The organism is Massilia varians (assembly GCF_027923905.1).
In the GTDB taxonomy this organism is placed as follows: Bacteria; Pseudomonadota; Gammaproteobacteria; order Burkholderiales; family Burkholderiaceae_D; genus Telluria; species Telluria varians_B.
The window spans coordinates 2,042,858-2,063,264 of the sequence record NZ_AP026966.1 but is presented as its reverse complement, the minus strand read 5'-3'; the positions used below and the strand labels follow the sequence as shown (position 1 = coordinate 2,063,264).

The following is a 20,407-nucleotide window of genomic DNA, read 5'->3' as shown; positions in this document are numbered from 1 at the left end:
CGCGCTTTTATTCGTCTTCGGCTTGCAGCTCTTCCAGCGCGAACAGCAGGTTCGACATCTCGACCGCGACGCGCGCCGCGTCGGCGCCCTTTTCGGCCATGCGGGCTTCGGCCTGCTCGTCGTTCTCGGTGGTGAGGATGGCGTTGGCGATCGGCATGCCGTAATCCAGGCCGATGCGGGTGATGCCCGCGCCCGATTCGTTCGACACCAGCTCGAAGTGGTAGGTCTCGCCGCGGATCACCGCGCCCAGCGCGATCAGCGCATCGAACTGCTGGGTCTCGGCCATCTTCTGCAGGGCCAGCGGCACTTCCAGCGCACCCGGCACGGTGATGTGGAGGATGTCCTCGTCGGACACGCCCAGGCGCTTCAGTTCGGCCAGGCAGGACGACAGCAGGCCGTGGCCGATGTCGGCGTTGAATCGTGCCTGCACGATGCCGATGCGCAGGCCCTCACCCGCCAGATTGCTTTCAAAAGTTCCTACCGTCATGGCTGACCTCTTCTTCTCGATGTGTGTGTATATATATTAGTGTGTATTCCTGGTCCGACGCGCCGTACTCACGCCGCCGGCTGCGGCAGGTAGCCCGTCACTTCCAGGTCGAAGCCGGTCATCGACGGCATCTTGCGCGGGTTGGCCAGCAGCTGCATCTTTCCGACGCCGAGGTTGCGCAGGATCTGGGCGCCGATGCCGTAGGTGCGCAGGTCCATCGAGGCCGCGCGGCTGCTCCGCGCGCTGGTGTCGCGCGGGGCGAACTGCGCGAACAGCTGGTCGGCGGTCTCGCCGCAGTTGAGCAGCACGATGGCGCCCGATTCGCCGCCCTGGATCGCCTTCATGGCCGAGGCCAGGTCCCAGGAGTGGGTCGAGGCGCAGTCGCCCAGCACGTCGAGGATCGACACCGGCTGGTGCACGCGCACCAGGGCTTCCTTGTCGCGCGACAGTTCACCATGTACCAGGGCCAGGTGGGCCGCGCCGCTGGGCTTGTCGCGGTAGGCGACCAGCTTGAACTCGCCGTAGGGGGTGCTCAGGGGGCGCTCGGCCACGCGCTCGACCAGGCTTTCGTTCTGGCTGCGGTAATGGATCAGGTCGGCGATGGTGCCGATCTTCAGCTTGTGTTCCCTGGCGAATTCGATCAGGTCCGGCAGGCGCGCCATGGTGCCGTCTTCCTTGATGATCTCGCAGATCACCGAGGCCGGGGTCAGGCCGGCCATCTCGGTCAGGTCGCAGCCGGCTTCGGTATGGCCGGCGCGCATCAGGACGCCGCCCTTCTGGGCGCGCAGCGGGAAGATGTGGCCCGGCTGGACCAGGTCGTCCGGCGTCGTGCCCTTGTTCACCGCCACCTGGATAGTACGTGCGCGGTCGGCCGCGGAAATACCGGTGGTGACGCCTTCAGCCGCTTCGATCGATACCGTGAAATTGGTGCCGAAGGAAGTCCCGTTCTTCGAGGTCATCATCGGCAGCGCCAGTTCGTCGCAGCGCTCCTCGGTCAGGGTCAGGCAGACCAGGCCGCGCGCATGGCGGATCATGAAATTGATCGCTTCCGGAGTGACGAAATCGGCGGCAAGCACCAGGTCGCCCTCGTTCTCGCGGTCTTCTTCATCGACAAGAATGACCATGCGCCCTGCGCGCAATTCGGCAACGATTTCCTCGGTGCTGGAGATAGACATACGGATTCCTTGAAACGGGAGTTTTGCGTAATCCGCTATTTTAAAGGATTTACCGTCGTTCAACCGAAGCGCTGGCGATACTCATCATCACAGCACTGCGAATTCGTCAACGCCCGTTGCCATAAAGCAACGCGCAACAATTCGCGTATATTCATGCAGTGAGAATTGCTAAGCTAAGTTTCCGACACGCAACAAAGAGCGCGTCCAAGCACGACTCGATTATGATAAAGACATTGCGGCCACATGTGGCGCCGAGGCCTTCCCGCGGCGCCCTGCGGCCATTTACTGGAGTAGCCATGGCGGTCGTTCCGCATTCGTTCAGCCGCCGCCTGCTTTCGCAAGGGGAGGGCCAGGACTGATGGCCACGATTCTGATCGTCGACGACCGGCCGAGCAACCGCGCCTTCCTGAATGCGCTGCTCGGCTTCACCGGCCACTGCCTGCTCGAGGCCGAAGACGGCGCCCAGGCCCTGGCGCTGGCGCGCGCCCGGCGTCCCGACCTGATCATTACCGACATCCTGATGCCGGTCATGGATGGCTACGAGCTGGTCCAGCAGCTGCGCCAGGACGCCGACCTGCGCGGCATCCGCGTGATCTTCTTCTCCGCCGTCTATGCGGAGCGCGAAACCAAGGCGATGGCGGCGCGCAGCGGCGTCGCCACCGTCTTGCCCAAACCGGCCGACCCGCAGCAGATCATCGATGCCATCAATGCCGAACTGGGCGTGCTCGAGGGCGCTCCGCCGCTGCCGCTGCCGGATTCGGCCCCGGAACGCGAGCGCGCCCTGCCCTTCGACCTGGGCGCGCGCCTGGCCGAGCTGGAACGCATGTGCCTGGCCCTGATCGGCGAGCGCCGCGTCGAGACCCTGGCGGCATCCTTCCTGGACGCCGCACGGCGCGTGCTGCATGCCGACTTTGCCGCGCTGTGCCTGCTCGACCGGGGCGAACGCGGCGTGCGCCACCTCGACACCTGGGCGCTGGCGCCCGAACTGCTCGTTGCGCACGCGCTGGACGAAGCCCGGTTGCCCGGCATGCTGCTGCGCGCCCGGGCTCCGCTGCGCCTGACCCAGGGCGATCCCCTGCTGGACGGCATTCCGTCCCGCCATCCGGCCATGGGCAGCTTCCTCGGCCTGCAGGTGCACGACCTGCAGCATCCGCACGGCTGGCTGTACTGCGCGCGCCGTCCGGGCGCCCCGAGCTTCACCGACGAGGAGGGGCGCTGGGCCACCGCGCTGGCCGCCCAGCTGGCGGTGGCCTATGAAAACCTGAATTTATACGACGTGGTGCAGCGCCACGCCACCCAGCTGCAGCTGGAGGCCCTGGCGCGCGCCGATGCCGACAAGGCCTTGCGCGACAGCGAGCACCGGCTCGACCTGGCGCGCCAGGTCTTCGACAGCACCCAGGAAGGCATCCTGATGACCGATGCCGAGGCCTGCATCGTCGCCATCAACCCCGCCTTCGAGCAGATCACCGGCTACCGCGAATCCGAGATACTGGGCCAGAACCCGCGCATCCTGCGCTCGGGCCGGCACGACGCCTCGTTTTACCGCGACATGTGGCACTGCCTCGAGCAGGAAGACCAGTGGCGCGGCGAAATCTGGAACCGCCGCAAGAACGGCGAGGTCTATCCGGAGCGCCTCAGCATCAGCGCCGTGCGCGACGAATCCGGCAAGCTGACCGCCTACGTCTCGGTCTCGACCGACCTGTCGGCACTGAAGGCCGCGCACCACCAGCTCGACTTCCTGTCCAACCACGACGCCCTCACGCTGCTGCCGAACCGCTCGCTGTTCAACGACCGCCTGCAGCAGGCGATGGCCGCCGCACGGCTGGGCGACGGCCAGCTCGCATTGCTCTTGTTTAACGTCGACCGCCTCTCGCGCATCAACGACAGCCTGGGGCACGCGGCGGGCGACGCCGTGCTGCGCGAGGTAGCGCGCCGGGTCGGTAGCATCGCCGGTCCGACCGACACCCTGGCGCGCCTGTCCGGCGACGAATTCGTGCTGCTGCTCACCGCTTGCCACGACAACGACGACATCATCATGGCCGCACGCCGCCTGATCGACGCCATCGCCCAGCCGCACTCGGTGGACGGGCACGACGTGGTGGTCACCGGCAGCGTCGGCATCAGCATCTTCCCGCGCGACGGCAATGCCCCCGGCGACCTGCTGAAGGCGGCCGACGCCGCGCTCAGCGAGATGAAGGAAGCGGGACGCAACGGCTTCCGCTTCTTCAAGGGCGAGATGAATGCCCAGGCGCTGCGCTGGCTGGCGCTGGAGACGCGCCTGCGGCGCGCGATCGAGCGCGACGAGCTGGCCCTGCACTACCAGCCCCAGGTCTCGCGCCTGGACGGCAGCGTGGTGGGCATGGAAGCCCTGCTGCGCTGGCGCAGCGAGGAAATCGGCACCGTTTCCCCGGCCGACTTCATTCCGCTGGCCGAGGACACGGGCCTGATCCACCCGATCGGCGAGTGGGTGATCCGCCAGGCCTGTTTCCAGAACAAGGCCTGGCAAAACGCCGGCCTGCCGCCGGTGCGGGTTGCCGTCAACGTCTCGGCCAACCAGTTCAAGTCGGGCGCGGTGAGCACGATCGTGCGCAAGGCCCTGATGGAGAGCGGCCTGGCGCCGCGCTACCTGGAGGTGGAGCTGACCGAGAGCGTGATGCTGGGCGACAGCGCGGTGGCCGAGACCGAGATGGCCGAGCTGCGCGCCCTCGGCGTGTCGCTCTCGCTGGACGACTTCGGCACCGGCTATTCCTCGCTCGGCTACCTGTCGCGCTTCCCGCTCGACAAGCTGAAGATCGACCAGACCTTTGTCCGCAACATCACCACCGAGCAGCGCAGCGCGGCCATCGCCCAGGCCACCATCGCGCTGGCCCAGGGCCTGTCGCTGGCGGTCGTGGCCGAGGGCGTGGAAACGGTCGGGCAGCGCGACTTCCTGGGCCTGATCGGCTGCGACGTGATGCAGGGCTACCTGTACAGCCGCCCGGTGCCGGCCCACGAGATGGCGGCGCTGCTGTTCAAGGGGCGCGTGGCGCTGTGATCTTCCCAAGCATGCATACACGACTGCGCAACAGTTTCCCGGGGTGTGCGCGGTAGAATGCATGCTCATCCCTAGAATTGGATTCCCGATGAGCAAGAACGTCGTGCGCGGCCGCAGTGGCCCGGCTGCCCTCTGCCTGGCCGCGCTGCTCTGTGCGCACTCGCTGGCCAGCCTTGCCCTTGCGGCCCCGGCTCCCGCCAAGGCCAGCACCGTCGCGGCTGCGCCGCTGCGCCTGGACGCGCCGATCCCGGTCGGGCCGCAGGTCAAGGTGGGCAAGCTTGCCAACGGCCTGACCTATTACATCCAGCGCAATGCGCGGCCCGAACGCAAGCTCGAGCTGCGCCTGGTGGTCAAGGCCGGCTCCATTCTGGAAGACGAGGACCAGCGCGGCATGGCCCATTTTGTCGAGCACATGGCCTTCAACGGCTCGACCAACTTCCGCAAGCATGAGCTGGTGTCCTACCTGCAGTCGATCGGCGTCGGCTTCGGCGCCGACCTGAACGCCTATACCTCGTTCGACGAGACCGTCTACATCCTGCCCATCCCCACCGACAAGCCCGAGCACGTGGCCAAGGCTTTCCAGGTGCTGGAAGACTGGGCCCATGGCCTGCGCTTCGATCCCGAGGCCGTCGAGAAGGAGCGCGGCATCGTGCTGGAAGAACTGCGCCTCGGCAAAGGGGCGTCGGACCGCATGGGCAAGCAGATCATGCCGGCGATCTTCAACGGCTCGAAATACGCCGAGCGTCTGCCGATCGGCACCGAAGAGGTGCTGCGCAGCTTCAAGCCGGAAGCCCTAACCCGCTTCTACCGCGACTGGTACCGTCCCGACCTGATGGCGGTGGTGGCGGTCGGCGACATCGACCCGGCGCAGGCCGAAAAGCTGATCAAGGCGCATTTCGCCCACCTCAAGAACCCGGTGTCGGCGCGTCCGCGCGCCTATGCCGAGATTCCCGCACGCCCGGCCACCGAGGCGCTGGTGGTGACCGACCCGGAAGCCAGCGGCAATGCGGTGCTGATCCGCTACCCGGTCCAGCCGGTGGCCGAGGCCGGCACCATCCGCGCCTACCGCGACGACCTGGTGCAGTCGCTGTTTTCAAGCATGCTCAACCAGCGCCTGCAGGAACTGTCGCAGTTGCCGGAGCCGCCCTTCATGGGCGCCAGCAGCTCGCTCGGCAAGCTGACCCCGCGCTACCGCTCCTACAACGCCTCGGCCGCGCTGGGACCGCGCGGCGCCGAAGCGGCGCTCACCGCCCTGGTCGAGGAGAACGAGCGCGCGCGCCGCCACGGCTTCGGCGCGGCGGAGCTGGAGCGGGTCAAGAAGAGCCTGATGCGCAACTACGAGCAGGCCTGGAACGAGCGCGCCAAGAGCGATTCCGGCACCTACGCCGCCGAATACATCCGCAACTTCCTGCAGCAGGAGGCGATCCCCGGCATCGACACCGAATACCGCTACGTCAGGGAGCTGCTGCCCGGCATCAGCCTCGACGAGGTCAATGCCTACGCACGCCGCACCATTCCCGCGGATTCGGGCAAGCTGGTGCTGTACACCGGCGTGACCCGTCCCGACACCCCGCAAGGCGCCCAGTTGCTGGCGGCGGTGGCCGGCGCCGAGCGCGCCGAGGTCCTGGCGCACGACGAGAAGGCGGTGGCGGCGCGCCTGATGGAGCGTCCGCCGAAGCCCGGCGCCATCGTGGCCGAGTCGCATGACAAGGCGCTCGGCCTGACCCGCCTGAGTCTGTCCAACGGCGTCAAGGTGATCCTCAAGCCGACCGACTTCCGCAACGACCAGGTCTTGATGAGCGCCGCCCGCTTCGGCGGCCAGAGCCTGTTCGGTGACCAGGACATCCTGAATGCGCGCTTCGCCAATGCGATCGTGGCCAGCATGGGGGTGAAGGACTTCACCCCGCTCGACATGCGCAAGATCCTGGCGGGCAAGGCGGCCCAGGTGAACGTCGGCCTGGCCAACTACACCGACGTGGTAGTGGGCGCCTCGGGCGCGACCGACATCGAGACCATGCTGCAGCTGACCTGGCTGAAATTCCAGGACGTGCGGCGCGACGAGGCTTTGTTCCGTTCCTACGTCGGCAAGCAGGTCGAGCAGGCGCGCAACCAGGCCGCGCAGCCCGGCGCGCACTTCGGCGACGCCGTGATGGCGGCGCTGTACAACATGCACCCGCGCGCGCCGCGCACCCTGAAGGCCGAGGAATACGAGCAGATCGACCTCGACCGCAGCATCGAGATCTTCCGCCAGCGCTTTTCCAGCGCCCGCGACCTCACCTTCATCCTGGTCGGCAGTTTCGACGTGGCAGCCCTGAAGCCGCTGCTGGCGACCTACCTCGGCAGCCTGCCCACGCCCGAGCTCACGGTGGCCTACCGCGACGTCGGCCTGCGCCCGGCCACCGGCGTGGTCAAGCGCGAGGTGCGCAGCGGCTCCGAGCCGAAAAGCACGGTGTCGCTGACCTTCACCGGCAAGGCCGAGTTTAGCGATGCCGAACAGCTGCGCCTGGCGGCGCTGCTCGAGGTGCTCAACCTGCGCATCATCGAGGTGCTGCGCGAAAAGATGGCGCTGATCTACGGCGGCGGCGCCTCCGGCGTGCTGAGCAAGATCCCGTACGGGAATTACTCGATCGGCGTCACGCTGCCGACCGGGCCCGAAAACGTGGACAAGGTGATCGCCGCGACCTTCGCCGAGATCGAGCGTCTGCAGGCCACCGAGCCCGAGGCGGCCGACCTCGACAAGGTGAAACGCAACTGGATCCAGAACCATCGCGGCTCGCTGCGCGAGAACGGCTACTGGCTGTCGCACCTGCAGTCGGCGCTGAGCGAAGGCACCGACCCGGGCGCGATCCTGGACGTCGAGAAGCAGGTGCAGGCCTTGTCGGCCGAGGACATCCGGGTGGCGGCGCGGCGCTACTTCAACGCGCAGAACTACGTGCAGGTGGTGCTCAATCCCGAGAAGGGGGCGGCGACGGCGGTGGCGGCATCCGGCGCCGCCGTCGCGGCGCCGGGCGGTTGATTCATCCCTTCGCCGACAGCATGCGCTCCACGTAGCGCGCGATCAGGTCGATCTCCAGGTTCACCCTGGAGCCGGCCGCCAGGTGCTTGAGGGTGGTGACCTCGATCGTGTGCGGGATCAGGTTGATCGAGAAGCGGCACACCTTGCCGCCCTCGCCTTCGAGATCCTCGACGCGGTTGACCGTCAGCGAGACGCCGTTGACCACCACCGAGCCCTTGTAGGCCAGGAACTTGGCCAGCTCGCGCGGCGCGTCGATGACGAGTTCGCGCGATTCGCCCACCGGTTCGAAGCTGTGCACAGTGCCCAGGCCGTCCACGTGGCCGGAGACCAGGTGGCCGCCCAGGCGCTCGGCCAGGGTCAGGGCCTTCTCCAGGTTGACTTCGCCGGGCGCTTCGAGGCCGACGGTCTTGCTCAGGCTTTCGCGCGAGACGTCCACGGTGAAGGCCCGGTCGGTCTTGGCGACCACGGTCATGCAGGCGCCGTTGATGGCGATCGAGTCGCCCAGCGCGACGTCCGCCAGCCCCAGCGGGCCGGCATCGACTTCCAGGCGCACGCCCGCGAACGAGCCGCCCTCCAGCGGGGTGACCGACGTGATGTTGCCGACGGCAGCGACGATTCCAGTAAACATACGGCTTATTCCTCAGTGTGTTCGGTGAATTCAGTGTGAATGACGGGTTGCGCGAAGCGGGCCAGGATGCGGATGTCGTCGCCGACCCGCGCCACGTCGTGAAAACGCAGCCGGCGCTGGTCGGCCAGGCGCGCCAGCGCCGGCAGCGCGAACATGCCCTGCCCCGGCCCGATCAGGCTGGGAGCCAGGTAGACCAGCAGTTCGTCGACGCAGCCTTCGCGCACCATCGACGCGTTCAGCTTCGAACCGGCTTCCACGTGCACTTCGTTGATCTCGCGGCGGCCCAGCTCGCGCATCAGGGCCGGCAGGTCGACCTTGCCCTGCGCGTTCGGCAGAATGATGAGCTCGTGACCCAGGGCGCGCAAGGCCGCGGCCCGCTCCGATTCGGCGGCGGCGACGATCCAGCAGGGTTCGCCCTGCAGGATGCGCGCCCCGGGATCGATCTCGAGCCGGCTGTCGACGATCACGCGGCGCGGCGGCAAGGGGGTCTCGATGCCGCGCACGGTCAGCTGCGGATCGTCGGCCTTGACCGTACCGATGCCGGTCAGGATCGCCTGCGCGCGGGCGCGCCAGGCATGGCCGTCGGCGCGCGCATCCGGCCCGGTGATCCACTGGCTTTCGCCGCCGGCCAGCGCGGTGGCGCCGTCCAGGCTGGCGGCGACCTTCAGGCGCACCCAGGGCAGGCCGCGCCGCATGCGCGAGAAGAAACCGATGTTCAGCTCATGGGCCTGTTCGGCCAGAATACCCGAGGTGACGGCGATGCCGGCCGCCTCCAGCTGGGCCAGGCCGCGGCCGGCGACCAGCGGATTGGGGTCGAGCATGGCCGCCACCACGCGCCCAATGCCGGCCTGCACCAGCGCGTTCGAGCACGGCGGAGTGCGCCCGTAATGGCTGCAGGGCTCCAGCGTGACGTAGGCGGTGGCGCCGGCCAGGTCGTGGCCGCGCTGGCGCGCGTCGCGCATCGCCTCGATCTCGGCATGCGCCTGGCCCGCCGGCTGGGTGTGGCCGGCGCCGATCACGACGCCGTCGCGCACGAGCACGCAGCCGACCCGGGGATTCGGCGCCGTGATGTGCATGCCTTTCGCCGCCCAGGCCAGGGCCAGCGCCATGCCCTCGGTATCGTTGTGAATCTGTGCCGTGTCGTTTGCCAAGGTGTTCCGTTCCGCTATCAAGGCCCGGCCCGCAGCCGGGGACTAGCGAGGCGCCAGGGCGCCGTCGCAGCCGTCGTCGCGTGCCGGGTTGCACTGCCGCACGCGTCCGAGCATGTTGATTTTAATACGCCGGACATGCCCGCCGTGAAACAGCGACAGCGTACCGAGCCGTGACGCGCCGCTGTTGCTGTCGCTGCAGCTGCGTCCGGCGCCATTGTAGGCGATGTAATGGGGCGGCGCTGGCTGGGTGAAGGAAAAGTCGATCCGCAGGCCTTCCGGCAGCGGACCGTGGACGGCCAGGATCTCATCAAGCGCGCCCGGCTGGCGGTCGCCGTCGCGGTCGATGAACACCGTCCAGCCGCGCGTCCAGTCGGCCCCGGCGGGATCGCGCGGCGCCAGCTTGACCCGTTCGTTGCGGGCGATCGCCTGGGCCCGCGTATGCAGGATGGCGTCATGCAGCTCGCCGGCGGCCGCCGTGATCTGCTGGGCAGCCAGCAGGGCATGCAGGTCCGGCGCGGCGACCGCAAACGCCACGGCGGCAATCGCCAGCACCACGGCCAGCTCGGCCAGCGTGGCGCCGCTGCCGCTCCGGCGCGCGACCGGGGCGTTCACGGCCAGCATCGCCGCCCGCCGCCGCTGGCGCCCTGTATTCCCCGGCTGTCGAAGCTCAGCACGCCGCAGTCCGGATCGCGAAAGCCCGTGTCGACGTTCGCGGTGCCCGGCCGGGCGCGCAGTTCGATGCATTGGGTGATGGCCTCCCCCTCGCAGGCGCGTCCTTCGAGCTCGTAGGCGCTGTCCTGCGCCGTGGCGCCCAGCCACCAGCGGAACTGGCGGCTGTCCGGGTCGACCGAGGCCGCCGAGAAGGCCACATAGGTATGGTGCAGGGCGCGGTACTGTTCCTGGCGCTGCATGGTGTCGACCAGCGCCAGCTGGGCTTCGACCCGGCGCGCCTTGACCAGGTGACGGGCATATCCCGGATAGGCGATCGCGGCCAGGATAGCGACGATCGCCAGCACCACCAGCAGTTCCACCAGCGTGAACCCACGACTGCGCTTCATCGTCCCTCCGCCCCCGCTGCCACGGACTCGTGCCAGTTGCCGATCTCGCGCCAGCCCACCCGGATGCCCGCTCCGCCCGCCGTGCCCGGCAAGGCCGGCGGCGCGGGCGCCGCCGCTTGCGGCACGGTTTCCTCCTCCTGCCCCGGCGGCGGCGTACTGGGCAGCAGCTTGCGGTAATAGGCCTGGAGCGCCACCTGGGTGCTCGCCATGCTGCCGAAACCGAGCGCGCTCACCCGGTACAGCAGCGCACCGGGCACGGACGACAGCCGTTCGACCAGGTAGCGCGGCGCCCGGGCCGGCAGCGCGCCCTCGCCGGCCGGAAGCAGCGCGCCCGTGAAGCTTCCGAGCGCGACCGCCGGCCCCTCGTCGTCCGCCAGCAGGGCGAACAGCGCGTCGGCCTGCGGCGCGTGTTCGCACAGGCCCTCGTAGGGAGCGCCGCCCCGGCAGCCGGCGGCGAAGGCGGCCGGGGTGGCGTGTGCCAGCGCGGCGGCGCGTGCCGAGGCCGGATCCTGGCCGCCTTCGATGTCCTGCTCGGCATCGGCCAGGGCCGCCATCGCGGCCTGCAGCGCCAGCAGCCGGTCGCGCTCATGGCCGGCGGCGCGTGCCCCGCTGATCGCCGTGCGCGCCGCGGCGATGCTGCCCAGCAGCACGGCCAGCATCAGCAGCAGCGCCGTGAGCAACGCGACGCCGCGCTGGCCGGCGCGGCATGACAGGTGGATGACGGTGCGCATGCGGCCTCAGCGCAGGCGTGCGGGCAAGGCGATCGTGGTGCCGAACACCTTGCGGTAGCGCGGCCCGTCGGCGCCGGACAGGGCCGCCTCCTGCAGGCGAGTGCCGGCATCGAGGTCCGCGAGGGCGCCATAGTCGCGCCCGAACAGCTCGTACACCAGCGCGCGTGCCGAGGCGAGCCTGCTGGCCGGCCCGCGCAGCAACAGGGCCACGCGCACGCTGGCGATCTTTTTCCAGTGGGTGCGCCGGCGCAGGTCGGCGTCGCGCTCGGCCGGGGTGCTGCCTGCCAGCACCAGGCCCGCGTCCAGGCCGGCCAGCGCGCTGGCGTTCAGGTAACGCTCGGGCGTACCGTCGGCGTCGCCATCGAGCCCGTACAGCACCTGGAAGCCGTCGACGGCGCCGACCACCGCGTCCGCCGACCAGGCATGCGCGCCACGGTATTTGCAGCGCAGCTCGGTGTCGCCCTGGGTATTGCGGGCGACGTAGAAGATGCTCCAGCCTTCCTCGTCGCGGTGCACGGCGAAGCCGGCGCAATCGAGGCTGGTGCCGTCGCCGTTGGGCGGCGCGCCGGTGCCCGGGAAGCGGATCGCCAGCACGTCGCTGCCGTTGACGGCGTCGACCGGCGCATTGTCGATGCCGAAGCCGGCCTGGCTGACCCTGCGGGCATCAAGCCCGGACAGGCGTGGCGGAGCCGCCGGATCCGGGCCGCCGCCCTGCCCTTCCCAGTCGGCCGCCGCCAACTGACGCACGGCGCGCGCGATCGCCTCGAGCGCGTAGCGTCCGGCGTCGTCCATCGCGGCCGTCTCCACCTGCACGGCGAAGGCGCGATTGGCCCAGATGAACAGGCTGGCGGCGGCGAGCAGCACGCCCAGGCCGACGCCCAGGGCGACCAGCAGTTCGGGCATGCTCATGCCCCGCTGCGCCTGCGTGCGCGTCCTCATCGGAGCACCCCGACGTAGCCGGGCGCGTCGCCCGTGCCCTGCCAGCCCAGCTTGACGACCGGCAGCGCGCCGGCAGCGCCGTCGCAACTCCAGCGCCAGCGCTTGCCGGCGCTGTCCCAGGGGGCGCCGTCGCGGCAGACCGCGATGCGGCCGCCCGGAAACTGTGCGTGGACCGCCTGGCGGATTTCATGCAGGTCGAACTCGGCCAGCTGGGCCGGCGTGCAGGCGGCCGCGAAGCAAGCGGTGCCGGCCGCGGGCGGACCGCTCGCCGCGTCGTACGACAAACCTAGATAGGGATTGGCGCCGTCCGGCAGGCTGGCCACGGCCGGATTGACCTGCATGCGCGCCGACAGCGCGGCGGCCAGCTGGGCCGCCTCGGACATCAGCGCCGACTGCTGGCGGGTGCGCTCGGCAGTGAGCTGCGTGGCGCCCGCGCCGACGATGCCGACCGCCAGCACGAACAAGGCAACCAGCACCTCGGCCAGCGTAAAACCATGAGCCTTAACCTGCACCGCGCCCTCCTCCGTGGTTAGCCTGCGCAAGCGGCTTGCGCTTGCGAGCTGCGAAGTTATCAGGCGTGGCGGGGCCAGCCGTGAGCTGGCGCAATCGGGTTCGGGGAACTGCTGAGTTTAGATAGCCGCGCTTGCGCGCTTGCTATTTCCGCGGCTGGCCGACTTCGGCGATCGCCTCCTGGAACTCGGCCAGGTCTTCGAAATTCTTGTACACCGAGGCAAAGCGGATATAGGCGATCTTGTCGAGGCGCTTGAGTTCCTGCATCACCAGCTCGCCGACGTAGCCGGTGTCCACCTCGCGCAAGCCGCTGGTCAGGAGCTTTTCCTCGATGGTGGCCACTGCCGTGTCGATCGCTTCGGCCGCGACCGGGCGCTTGCGCAAGGCCAGCATCAGGCTGCCGCGCAGCTTGTTCGACGAGAACTCGGTGCGGCTGCCGTTCTTCTTGACGATGATCGGCATCGACAGCTCGATGCGCTCGTAGGTGGTGAAGCGCTTGTCGCACTTGGCGCAGCGCCGCCGCCGGCGGATGGCGTCCCCCTCCTCCGACACGCGGGTGTCGAGGACCTGGGTATCTTCATGCTGGCAGAACGGACATTTCATGGGCGCCGGGGATTCAAAAAGGGCCGCAGCGAGCGGCCCCTGGGTTGCTTACTTCGCGTAGACCGGGTACTTGTCGGTCAGCTTCTTGACTTCCACCTTGACGCGCTCGATGGTCGCGGCGTCGTGCGGGTTGTCCAGCACGTCGGCAATCAGGTGGCCCACCTTGACCGCGTCTTCTTCCTTGAAGCCGCGGGTGGTGAAGGCCGGGCTGCCGAGGCGGATGCCCGAGGTGACGAAAGGTTTTTGCGGGTCGTTCGGGATGCCGTTCTTGTTGCAGGTCATGTGTGCCTGGCCCAGGATCGCTTCCGCTTCCTTGCCGGTCAGGCCTTTCGAACGCAGGTCGACCAGCATCACGTGCGACTCGGTACGGCCCGAGACGATGCGCAGGCCGCGCTCGGTCAGGGTGTCGGCCAGGGCCTTGGCGTTCTTGACCACCTGCTTCTGGTATTCCTTGAACTCCGGCGACAGCGCTTCCTTGAAGGCCACGGCCTTGCCGGCGATCACGTGCATCAGCGGACCGCCCTGGATGCCCGGGAAGATCGCCGAGTTGATCTGCTTTTCGTACTCGGCCTTCATCAGGATGATGCCGCCGCGCGGGCCGCGCAGCGACTTGTGGGTGGTCGAGGTGACGAAGTCGGCGTGCGGCACCGGGTTCGGGTACTCGCCCGCGGCGATCAGGCCGGCGTAGTGGGCCATGTCGACCATGAAGTAGGCGCCGACTTCCTTGGCGATACGGGCGAAGCGCTCGAAGTCGATGCGCAGGGCAAAAGCGGAAGCGCCGGCGATGATCATCTTCGGCTTGTGCTCGCGCGCCAGGCGTTCCATGGCCTCGTAGTCGATGTCTTCCTGCTCGGTCAGGCCGTAAGAAACGACGTTGAACCATTTGCCCGACATGTTCAGCGCCATGCCGTGGGTCAGGTGACCGCCTTCGGCCAGCGACATGCCCATGATGGTGTCGCCGGGTTTCAGCATGGCGAAGAACACGCCCTGGTTGGCCTGCGAACCCGAATTCGGCTGGACGTTGGCGGCTTCCGCGCCGAACAGCTGCTTGAGGCGGTCGATCGCCAGCTGCTCGGCGACGTCGACGTATTCGCAGCCACCGTAGTAGCGCTTGCCCGGATAGCCTTCGGCGTACTTGTTGGTCAGCTGCGAGCCCTGCGCTTCCATCACCGCCGGCGAGGTGTAGTTTTCCGAAGCGATCAGTTCGATGTGGTCTTGCTGGCGAACGTTTTCCTTCTGGATGGCATCCCACAGTTCCGGGTCGACATTGGCGAGCGTGTGATCTTTTGCAAACATGTAAAACTCCAATCGAGAGAAATACCAGGCAACGGCAGCGCAGTGCGGGCAGCGGGACCAGCGGCGCAAGGCAGCCCGATACGACACGTACCAGTTGTGGCTGCCCAGGCGAACGGCGAGTTGGCGTCTCAGGTTCCCCGGTGGGACTCCACCTTTGCCGCGGGCCGCCATCAGGATGCGGACGCACGGCGTTTCGCCAGTTACGTGAGACGTGAATTCAGCTGATTGTATGTGATCCGGGCCTCTTAGGGCAAGGAAACTGCTGTCGTCTTAACAAGCTCGGGGCGGCCAGCGGGATCCTGACTATTTCGGCTACAATTTTCAGCTCCTCTGCCCTCAGGACCCACCATGATCGTCTTTATTACCGGCGCTTCGGCCGGCTTCGGCGCCGCGATGGCGCGCATCTTCGTCCAGAACGGCCACCGCGCCATCCTCGCCGCGCGCCGCACCGAGCGCGTCGAAGAGCTGGCACGCGAACTGGGCAACAGCGCCCTGGCGGTTACCCTGGACGTCACCAGCCGCGCCTCGATCGAGGCCGCTTTGAGCAGCCTGCCGGAAGGCTGGCGCGACATCGACGTGCTCATCAACAATGCGGGCCTGGCGCTGAACACCAAGCCGGCGCACGAGGTGCCGCTGGAAGACTGGGACACCATGATCGCCACTAACTGCCAGGGCCTGGTGACCATGACCCGCGCCGTGCTCCCCGGCATGGTGGCGCGCTCAAGCGGCCTGGTCATCAACCTGGGCTCGGTGGCGGGCCACTACCCCTACCCGGGCGGCAACGTGTACGGCGCCACCAAGGCCTTCGTGGAACAGTTCACCCTGAACCTGCGCGCCGACCTGGTCGGCACCGGCGTGCGCGCCACCAACCTGGCGCCGGGACTGTGCGGCGGCACCGAGTTCTCGAACGTGCGCTTCAAGGGCGACGACGCGGCCGCGGCCAAGGTGTACGAAGGCACGACGCCGCTGAGCGCCGAGGACATCGCCGCCACGGCCTACTGGATCGCGACCCTGCCGCCGCACGTGAACGTGAACAGCATCGAACTGATGCCGACCTGCCAGGGCTTCTCGCCCTTCGCCATCAAGCGCACCTGATCATCCCGCCCACGCCAGGACATCCCCGATATTGCTGGCGTGTATCGGGCGCTCTGCAATTGTGAGAAAGTGTTACAGTTATTGGCCTTTCGGCTATGTTTCACGTCTACTATTACGCGCCAACATTGCCTTACCGATAGGCACGCCCGACCATTTCCTTCCTATATGTTCGCAAACGTACATAAGGAGGGTAAAAATCGCGTAAAATGTTTCCTATTTTCATTTAAATGGCAGGGGAAATGCCTTCAGCTTTTGACTGGACAGTCAGGGTCTATTACGAAGATACCGACGCCGGTGGCATCGTGTTTTACGCCAATTACCTGAAGTTCTTTGAACGTGCGCGCACCGAATGGCTGCGTGCGGCAGGCGTCGGCCAGCAGGAATTGCTGGAGGCCGAGGGCGCCGCCTTCGTCGTCAAGAGGGCTTCCCTGGACTACCATGCGCCGGCGCGCCTGGACGACGTGCTGACCATTCGCACCACGGTCGAAAAGCTCGGCCGCGCATCGGTCCAGTTCGCCCAGCAGGCCTGGAAGGGCGAGCTGCTGCTCACCAGCGCCAGCGTCAAGGTCGGCTGCGTCGACACCGCCACCATGCGCCCGCGTTCGCTTCCCGAGCAGGCTGCTGATAAAATGCGCGCCGCGTAGGCGCATATTCATTTGACAAGATATTAGACAACAGACTTCCACCCGATGACCGAGACTCCAGACCTTTCGCTGACCGCCCTGATCTCCAATGCCCACGTGCTGGTGCAGCTGATCATGGCCCTGTTGCTGATCCTCTCGATCGTCAGCTGGACCTATATCTTCCGCAAGACTTTCGCCCTGCGCGCCGCGCGCAGCCAGACCGAGCAGTTCGAACGCAGCTTCTGGGCCGGCGGCAACCTGCACACCCTGCACCAGAGCGCCAGCGCCCAGCGCGACCAGAGCGGCCCGCTGGCCCGCATCTTCGAATCGGGCATGGGCGAATTCATCAAGGGCAAGCAGGCCGCGCGCGACATGAACGACATGGGTCCGGTGCTGGACGGCTCGCGCCGCGCCATGCGCGCCGCCTTCCAGCGCGAACTCGACGCCCTCGACATCCACCTGAACTTCCTGGCCTCGGTCGGCTCGGTGTCCCCTTACATCGGCCTGCTCGGCACCGTGTGGGGCATCATGAACGCCTTCCGTGGCCTGGCCAACGTGCAGCAGGCCACCCTGGCCGTGGTCGCGCCCGGCATTGCCGAAGCGCTGATCGCCACCGCGATCGGCCTGTTCGCCGCAATTCCGGCAGTGGTGGCGTACAACCGCTTCACCCACGACATCGATCGCCTGGCGATCCGCTTCGAGAGCTTCGTGGAAGAATTCTCGAACATCCTGCAGCGCCAGGCGCGCTGAAGCGAGGGGAACCGGGATGGCCTTTAACAGCAGCCTGCGCAGCGGACGCAAACGCGCTTTCAAATCCGAAATCAACGTCGTGCCCTACATCGACGTGATGCTGGTGCTGCTCATCATCTTCATGGCGGTGCCGGCCAACGAGGCGCCGAGCGTGGTGAATCTGCCGGCCGCCGAGAAATCGGCGCTGCCGCCGGACACCTATATCCGCGTCGCGGTCCAGCCCGACAACAGGCTGTCGATCGGCGTCGGTGGCAAGCAGAAGGCCGCCATGGAAGACGTGGCCGACCGCACCGCCCTGCTGGCCCGCCTGCGCGCGCTGCACGAGGAGAATCCGGACTATCCGGTCCTGATCGAGGGCGACCGCGAGAGCAAGTACGACGATGTGATCCAGCTGATTTCCGAAGCGAAGAAGATGGGCATCAACCGGGTGGGACTGGCCACCAAGTGACATGTCTGCCGCAATGAAGCCCGCCACCCAGCCAGCCAGCGCCGGCACGCCCTACCGCGTGCCGCCGGAACCGAGCCGCCTGCCCGCCTTCCTGCTGGCAGTGGCGGTGCACGCCGTCTTGCTGGGCTTCCTGTACTTCGGCATCAGCTGGCAGAGCAACGAGCCGGTCGCCGTCGAGGCCGAAGTCTGGGACATGTCGGTCCAGAGCGCCGCCGCGCCGGCGCTCCCGCTGCCGCCCGCCCCGGAGCCGGAGCCGGAACCGGAATCTGCCCCGGTGCCGGCCCCGCCGCCGCGTCCGGTGGAACCGCCGCCGGTGGAACGTCCCGCGCCGGTCGAGCCGGACATCAAGCTGCAGCGCGAGAAGGAACGCAAGGAAAAGGAACAGCGCGAGCTGGCCGAGAAGAAAGAACGTGAGCGCAAGGAAGAATTGCGCAAGGAACAGGAACGCAAGGAACTCGCCAAGAAGGAAGAAGCCGAGAAGAAGAAAAAAGAGGAAGCCGAGCGCCAGAAGAAAGAACTCGCGAAGAAGGAAGAAGCCGAGAAGAAAAGGAAGGAAGAAGCCGCCAAGCTGGCCGAAGCCAAGAAGCAGAAGGCCGCCGCCGAGAAGGCCGAGGCCGCCAAGCTCGAGAAGCTGCGCCAGGAAGACCTGAAACGCATGGCCGGCGCCATGGGCAGCACCGGCACGGCCGAGAAGTCGACCGCACCGAAGGCCGATTCGGGCTACGTGGCCGCGATCACCGCCGCCATCAAGAGCGCCACCGCCTACGGCGGCAGCACCACGATGCCGGGCAATCCGAAGGCCGTGTTCAAGGTGGAGCAGTTGCCGACCGGTGAAATCATGTCGGTGCGCCTGGTGAAAAGCAGCGGTGTGCCTGAGTTTGACAGAGCAGTGGAAAATGGTATCAAAAAGGCATCGCCGCTTCCCAAGAAAAAGGACGGGACGGTCGAGCGCGTACTTGATGTCAATTTCTCGATGAAAGATTACGACTGATTCGGTTTCAACGACAGACTATGAAAAAACTCCATTACCTGCTGTTTAGCGCCACCCTCCTGATGGGAACGGCGAGCCATGCCCAGATCAAGGTCGAGATCGCCGGTGTCGGCAGCAACCAGATCCCGGTCGCGGTCGCGGCCTTCGCCGACGAAAACCTGGCGCAGGACGACGTCTCCGACATCATCCGCGCCGACCTCGAGCGCAGCGGCATCTTCAAGGTCATCGATGCGCGCCAGACCATCAGCGACAGCGCCAGCGTCGACCTGTCCGCCTTCCGCGCCAGCGGCGCCGACGCGCTGGTGGTCGGCAGCGTCAGCCGCAGCCCGGACGGCCGCTTCGCGATCCGCTACAAGCTGCACGACACCGTCAAGGGCGCGCCGATCTCGCAACTGGGCGGCGAAGTGCAGCCGAAGTACGTGCGCCTGCAGGCCCACCGCATCGCCGACGACATCTACGAAAAGCTGACCGGCGTGCGCGGCATCTTCTCGACCCGCATCGCCTACGTCAAGAACAGCGGCAGCGGTAGCGCGCTGGTGGTGGCCGACGCCGACGGCGAGAACGAGATCGTGGCCGCCCACGGCCGCGAATCGATTATCTCGCCGGCCTGGTCGCCAGACGGCACCAAGGTCGCCTACGTCTCGCTGGAAGACCGCAAACCGGTGGTCTACCTGCAGGACCTGATGACCGGCCGCCGCAACGTGATCTCCAACGTCAAGGGCAACAACTCGGCGCCGGCCTGGTCGCCGGACGGCAGCATGCTCGCCGTGGCCCTCTCGAAAGACGGCAACACCGAGATCTACACCGTGCGTCCGGACGGCAGCGGCCATCGCCGCCTGACCAATAATCCGGCGATCGACAGCGAACCGCAATTCTCGGCCGACGGGCAAAGCATTTACTTCATGAGCGACCGCAGCGGCGGTCCGCAGATCTACAAGATGAGCGTCGCGGGCGGCAATGCCACCCGCGTCACGTTCAACGGCAACTACAACATCAGCCCGCGCGTGTCGCCAGACGGCAAGACCCTGGCCTGGATTTCCCAGCGCAACGGCAATTTCTCCCTTTATGCGATGGACCTGGCCTCGGGCCAGGAACTCCGCCTGGCCGATGGGGCCACCGAACCGAGTTTTTCGCCTAACGGCAAGTACATCATGTATGCGACCAAGGGCGGCGGGCGTGCCTCGCTGGCCGTGGTCTCGGTGGATGGACGGGTCAAGCAGCGCCTGACCACCAATGCGGGAAACATTCGGGAGCCCAGCTGGGGTCCCTTCATGAAGTAAAAAAGCAGTACAACTTTAATAGACAAGGAGAAAAACCATGCGCAACTTCCAGAAATTGGCCCTCATCGCTTCGGCTGTCCTGCTGACCGCCTGCTCGTCGACCAAGCTGCAGGAAACCCCGGTCGTCGAAAAGACCCCGACCCCGGCGCCTGTCGCCCAGGCTGAACCGGAACGCGTCATCCGCCCGGTCGAAACCGGCAACGTCGACCCGCTGAACGATCCGCAAGGCGTGCTGGCCAACCGCAGCATCTACTTCGACTACGACAGCTTCGTCGTGCGCGAAGACGGCAAGCCGGTGGTTGCCAACCACTCGCAATACCTGACCAAGAACACCGGCCGCAAGATCCTGATCCAAGGCAACACCGACGAACGCGGCGGCACCGAGTACAACCTGGCCCTGGGCCAGAAGCGTGCCGAAGCCGTCCGTCGCGCGATGGCCGCACTGGGCGTGTCGGACAACCAGATGGAAGCCGTCTCGCTGGGCGAAGAAAAGCCGAAGGCAACCGGCAGCAACGAAGAGGCGTGGGCTCAGAACCGCCGCGCCGACATCGTTTATCAGTAATAGTTGATCAAATCGGCTGATACGGCTTAA

20 protein-coding genes and 1 riboswitch are annotated in these 20,407 nt (G+C 67.1%); of the genes, 9 read left to right on the top strand and 11 right to left on the bottom strand.

Annotation, left to right across the window (positions count from 1 at the left end; genetic code table 11):
- Positions 1 to 7: 7 nt before the first annotated feature.
- Positions 8 to 487, bottom strand: coding sequence for a 6,7-dimethyl-8-ribityllumazine synthase (gene ribH / locus MasN3_RS09395; protein WP_281913743.1), 480 nt, complete (start codon positions 485 to 487; stop codon positions 8 to 10).
- Positions 488 to 555: 68 nt separating this feature from the next.
- On the bottom strand, positions 556 to 1,662 hold the full coding sequence (gene ribBA, locus MasN3_RS09390) for a bifunctional 3,4-dihydroxy-2-butanone-4-phosphate synthase/GTP cyclohydrolase II (RefSeq protein ID WP_281913742.1): 1,107 nt from the start codon (positions 1,660 to 1,662) through the stop codon (positions 556 to 558).
- 358 nt (positions 1,663 to 2,020) lie between these two features.
- Here ribBA and MasN3_RS09385 point away from each other — a divergent pair, with 358 nt between their 5' ends.
- Both MasN3_RS09385 and MasN3_RS09380 read left to right on the top strand, forming a co-directional pair.
- The gene (locus tag MasN3_RS09385; RefSeq protein WP_281913741.1) at positions 2,021 to 4,696 is read left to right on the top strand and encodes a two-component system response regulator; all 2,676 of its coding nucleotides are present in this window, start codon (positions 2,021 to 2,023) and stop codon (positions 4,694 to 4,696) included.
- Positions 4,697 to 4,784: 88 nt separating this feature from the next.
- Positions 4,785 to 7,712, top strand: a complete 2,928-nt coding sequence (locus MasN3_RS09380; RefSeq protein WP_281913740.1) for a M16 family metallopeptidase — start codon at positions 4,785 to 4,787, stop codon at positions 7,710 to 7,712.
- Position 7,713: 1 nt separating this feature from the next.
- Here MasN3_RS09380 and MasN3_RS09375 read toward each other — a convergent pair whose 3' ends face one another.
- From MasN3_RS09375 to glyA, 9 genes are all read right to left on the bottom strand, one after another.
- On the bottom strand, positions 7,714 to 8,340 hold the full coding sequence (locus tag MasN3_RS09375) for a riboflavin synthase (protein WP_281913739.1): 627 nt from the start codon (positions 8,338 to 8,340) through the stop codon (positions 7,714 to 7,716).
- 5 nt (positions 8,341 to 8,345) lie between these two features.
- A complete protein-coding gene (ribD, locus tag MasN3_RS09370) occupies positions 8,346 to 9,449 on the bottom strand; it encodes a bifunctional diaminohydroxyphosphoribosylaminopyrimidine deaminase/5-amino-6-(5-phosphoribosylamino)uracil reductase RibD (protein ID WP_281914470.1) in 1,104 nt (367 codons plus the stop codon).
- 84 nt (positions 9,450 to 9,533) lie between these two features.
- Positions 9,534 to 10,112 (bottom strand): GspH/FimT family protein, encoded by a 579-nt coding sequence (locus MasN3_RS09365; protein WP_281913738.1) that lies wholly within the window; start codon positions 10,110 to 10,112, stop codon positions 9,534 to 9,536.
- Positions 10,100 to 10,549 carry a type IV pilin protein gene (locus MasN3_RS09360; protein WP_281913737.1) on the bottom strand — a complete coding sequence of 150 codons (450 nt, stop codon included), beginning with the start codon at positions 10,547 to 10,549 and terminating at the stop codon, positions 10,100 to 10,102. Before MasN3_RS09360 ends, MasN3_RS09365 begins: the two co-directional genes overlap by 13 nt.
- Positions 10,546 to 11,280: a pilus assembly protein gene (locus MasN3_RS09355; RefSeq protein WP_281913736.1), complete on the bottom strand. Its 735-nt coding sequence runs from the start codon at positions 11,278 to 11,280 to the stop codon at positions 10,546 to 10,548. Before MasN3_RS09355 ends, MasN3_RS09360 begins: the two co-directional genes overlap by 4 nt.
- A 6-nt stretch (positions 11,281 to 11,286) precedes the next feature.
- Positions 11,287 to 12,189 carry a PilW family protein gene (locus tag MasN3_RS09350; RefSeq protein ID WP_281913735.1) on the bottom strand — a complete coding sequence of 301 codons (903 nt, stop codon included), beginning with the start codon at positions 12,187 to 12,189 and terminating at the stop codon, positions 11,287 to 11,289.
- Between the two features lie 26 nt (positions 12,190 to 12,215).
- A complete protein-coding gene (gene pilV / locus MasN3_RS09345; protein WP_281913734.1) occupies positions 12,216 to 12,731 on the bottom strand; it encodes a type IV pilus modification protein PilV in 516 nt (171 codons plus the stop codon).
- A 142-nt stretch (positions 12,732 to 12,873) separates the two neighbouring features.
- Entirely contained in the window at positions 12,874 to 13,332 is a 459-nt protein-coding gene (gene nrdR, locus MasN3_RS09340; protein ID WP_027866181.1) for a transcriptional regulator NrdR, read from the bottom strand.
- 48 nt (positions 13,333 to 13,380) lie between these two features.
- Positions 13,381 to 14,628, bottom strand: a complete 1,248-nt coding sequence (glyA, locus tag MasN3_RS09335) for a serine hydroxymethyltransferase (protein ID WP_281913732.1) — start codon at positions 14,626 to 14,628, stop codon at positions 13,381 to 13,383.
- A gap of 95 nt (positions 14,629 to 14,723) precedes the next feature.
- Positions 14,724 to 14,842, bottom strand: a riboswitch (ZMP/ZTP riboswitch).
- Between the two features lie 134 nt (positions 14,843 to 14,976).
- On the opposite strand from glyA, the gene MasN3_RS09330 reads away from it, so the two are divergent.
- The 7 genes from MasN3_RS09330 (at position 14,977) to pal (ending at position 20,377) form a co-directional block, all read left to right on the top strand.
- Positions 14,977 to 15,723 (top strand): SDR family oxidoreductase, encoded by a 747-nt coding sequence (locus tag MasN3_RS09330; protein WP_281913730.1) that lies wholly within the window; start codon positions 14,977 to 14,979, stop codon positions 15,721 to 15,723.
- Between the two features lie 239 nt (positions 15,724 to 15,962).
- The gene (ybgC, locus tag MasN3_RS09325) at positions 15,963 to 16,367 is read left to right on the top strand and encodes a tol-pal system-associated acyl-CoA thioesterase (protein ID WP_281913729.1); all 405 of its coding nucleotides are present in this window, start codon (positions 15,963 to 15,965) and stop codon (positions 16,365 to 16,367) included.
- Positions 16,368 to 16,412: 45 nt separating this feature from the next.
- Positions 16,413 to 17,096: a protein TolQ gene (gene tolQ, locus MasN3_RS09320; protein WP_036216452.1), complete on the top strand. Its 684-nt coding sequence runs from the start codon at positions 16,413 to 16,415 to the stop codon at positions 17,094 to 17,096.
- Between the two features lie 16 nt (positions 17,097 to 17,112).
- On the top strand, positions 17,113 to 17,544 hold the full coding sequence (locus MasN3_RS09315; RefSeq protein WP_281913727.1) for a biopolymer transporter ExbD: 432 nt from the start codon (positions 17,113 to 17,115) through the stop codon (positions 17,542 to 17,544).
- 1 nt (position 17,545) lies between these two features.
- Positions 17,546 to 18,535 (top strand): cell envelope integrity protein TolA, encoded by a 990-nt coding sequence (gene tolA / locus MasN3_RS09310; protein ID WP_281913726.1) that lies wholly within the window; start codon positions 17,546 to 17,548, stop codon positions 18,533 to 18,535.
- A gap of 20 nt (positions 18,536 to 18,555) precedes the next feature.
- Positions 18,556 to 19,815: a Tol-Pal system beta propeller repeat protein TolB gene (gene tolB, locus MasN3_RS09305; RefSeq protein ID WP_281913725.1), complete on the top strand. Its 1,260-nt coding sequence runs from the start codon at positions 18,556 to 18,558 to the stop codon at positions 19,813 to 19,815.
- A gap of 37 nt (positions 19,816 to 19,852) precedes the next feature.
- Positions 19,853 to 20,377, top strand: a complete 525-nt coding sequence (gene pal, locus MasN3_RS09300) for a peptidoglycan-associated lipoprotein Pal (RefSeq protein ID WP_036216443.1) — start codon at positions 19,853 to 19,855, stop codon at positions 20,375 to 20,377.
- Positions 20,378 to 20,407: the final 30 nt, after the last annotated feature.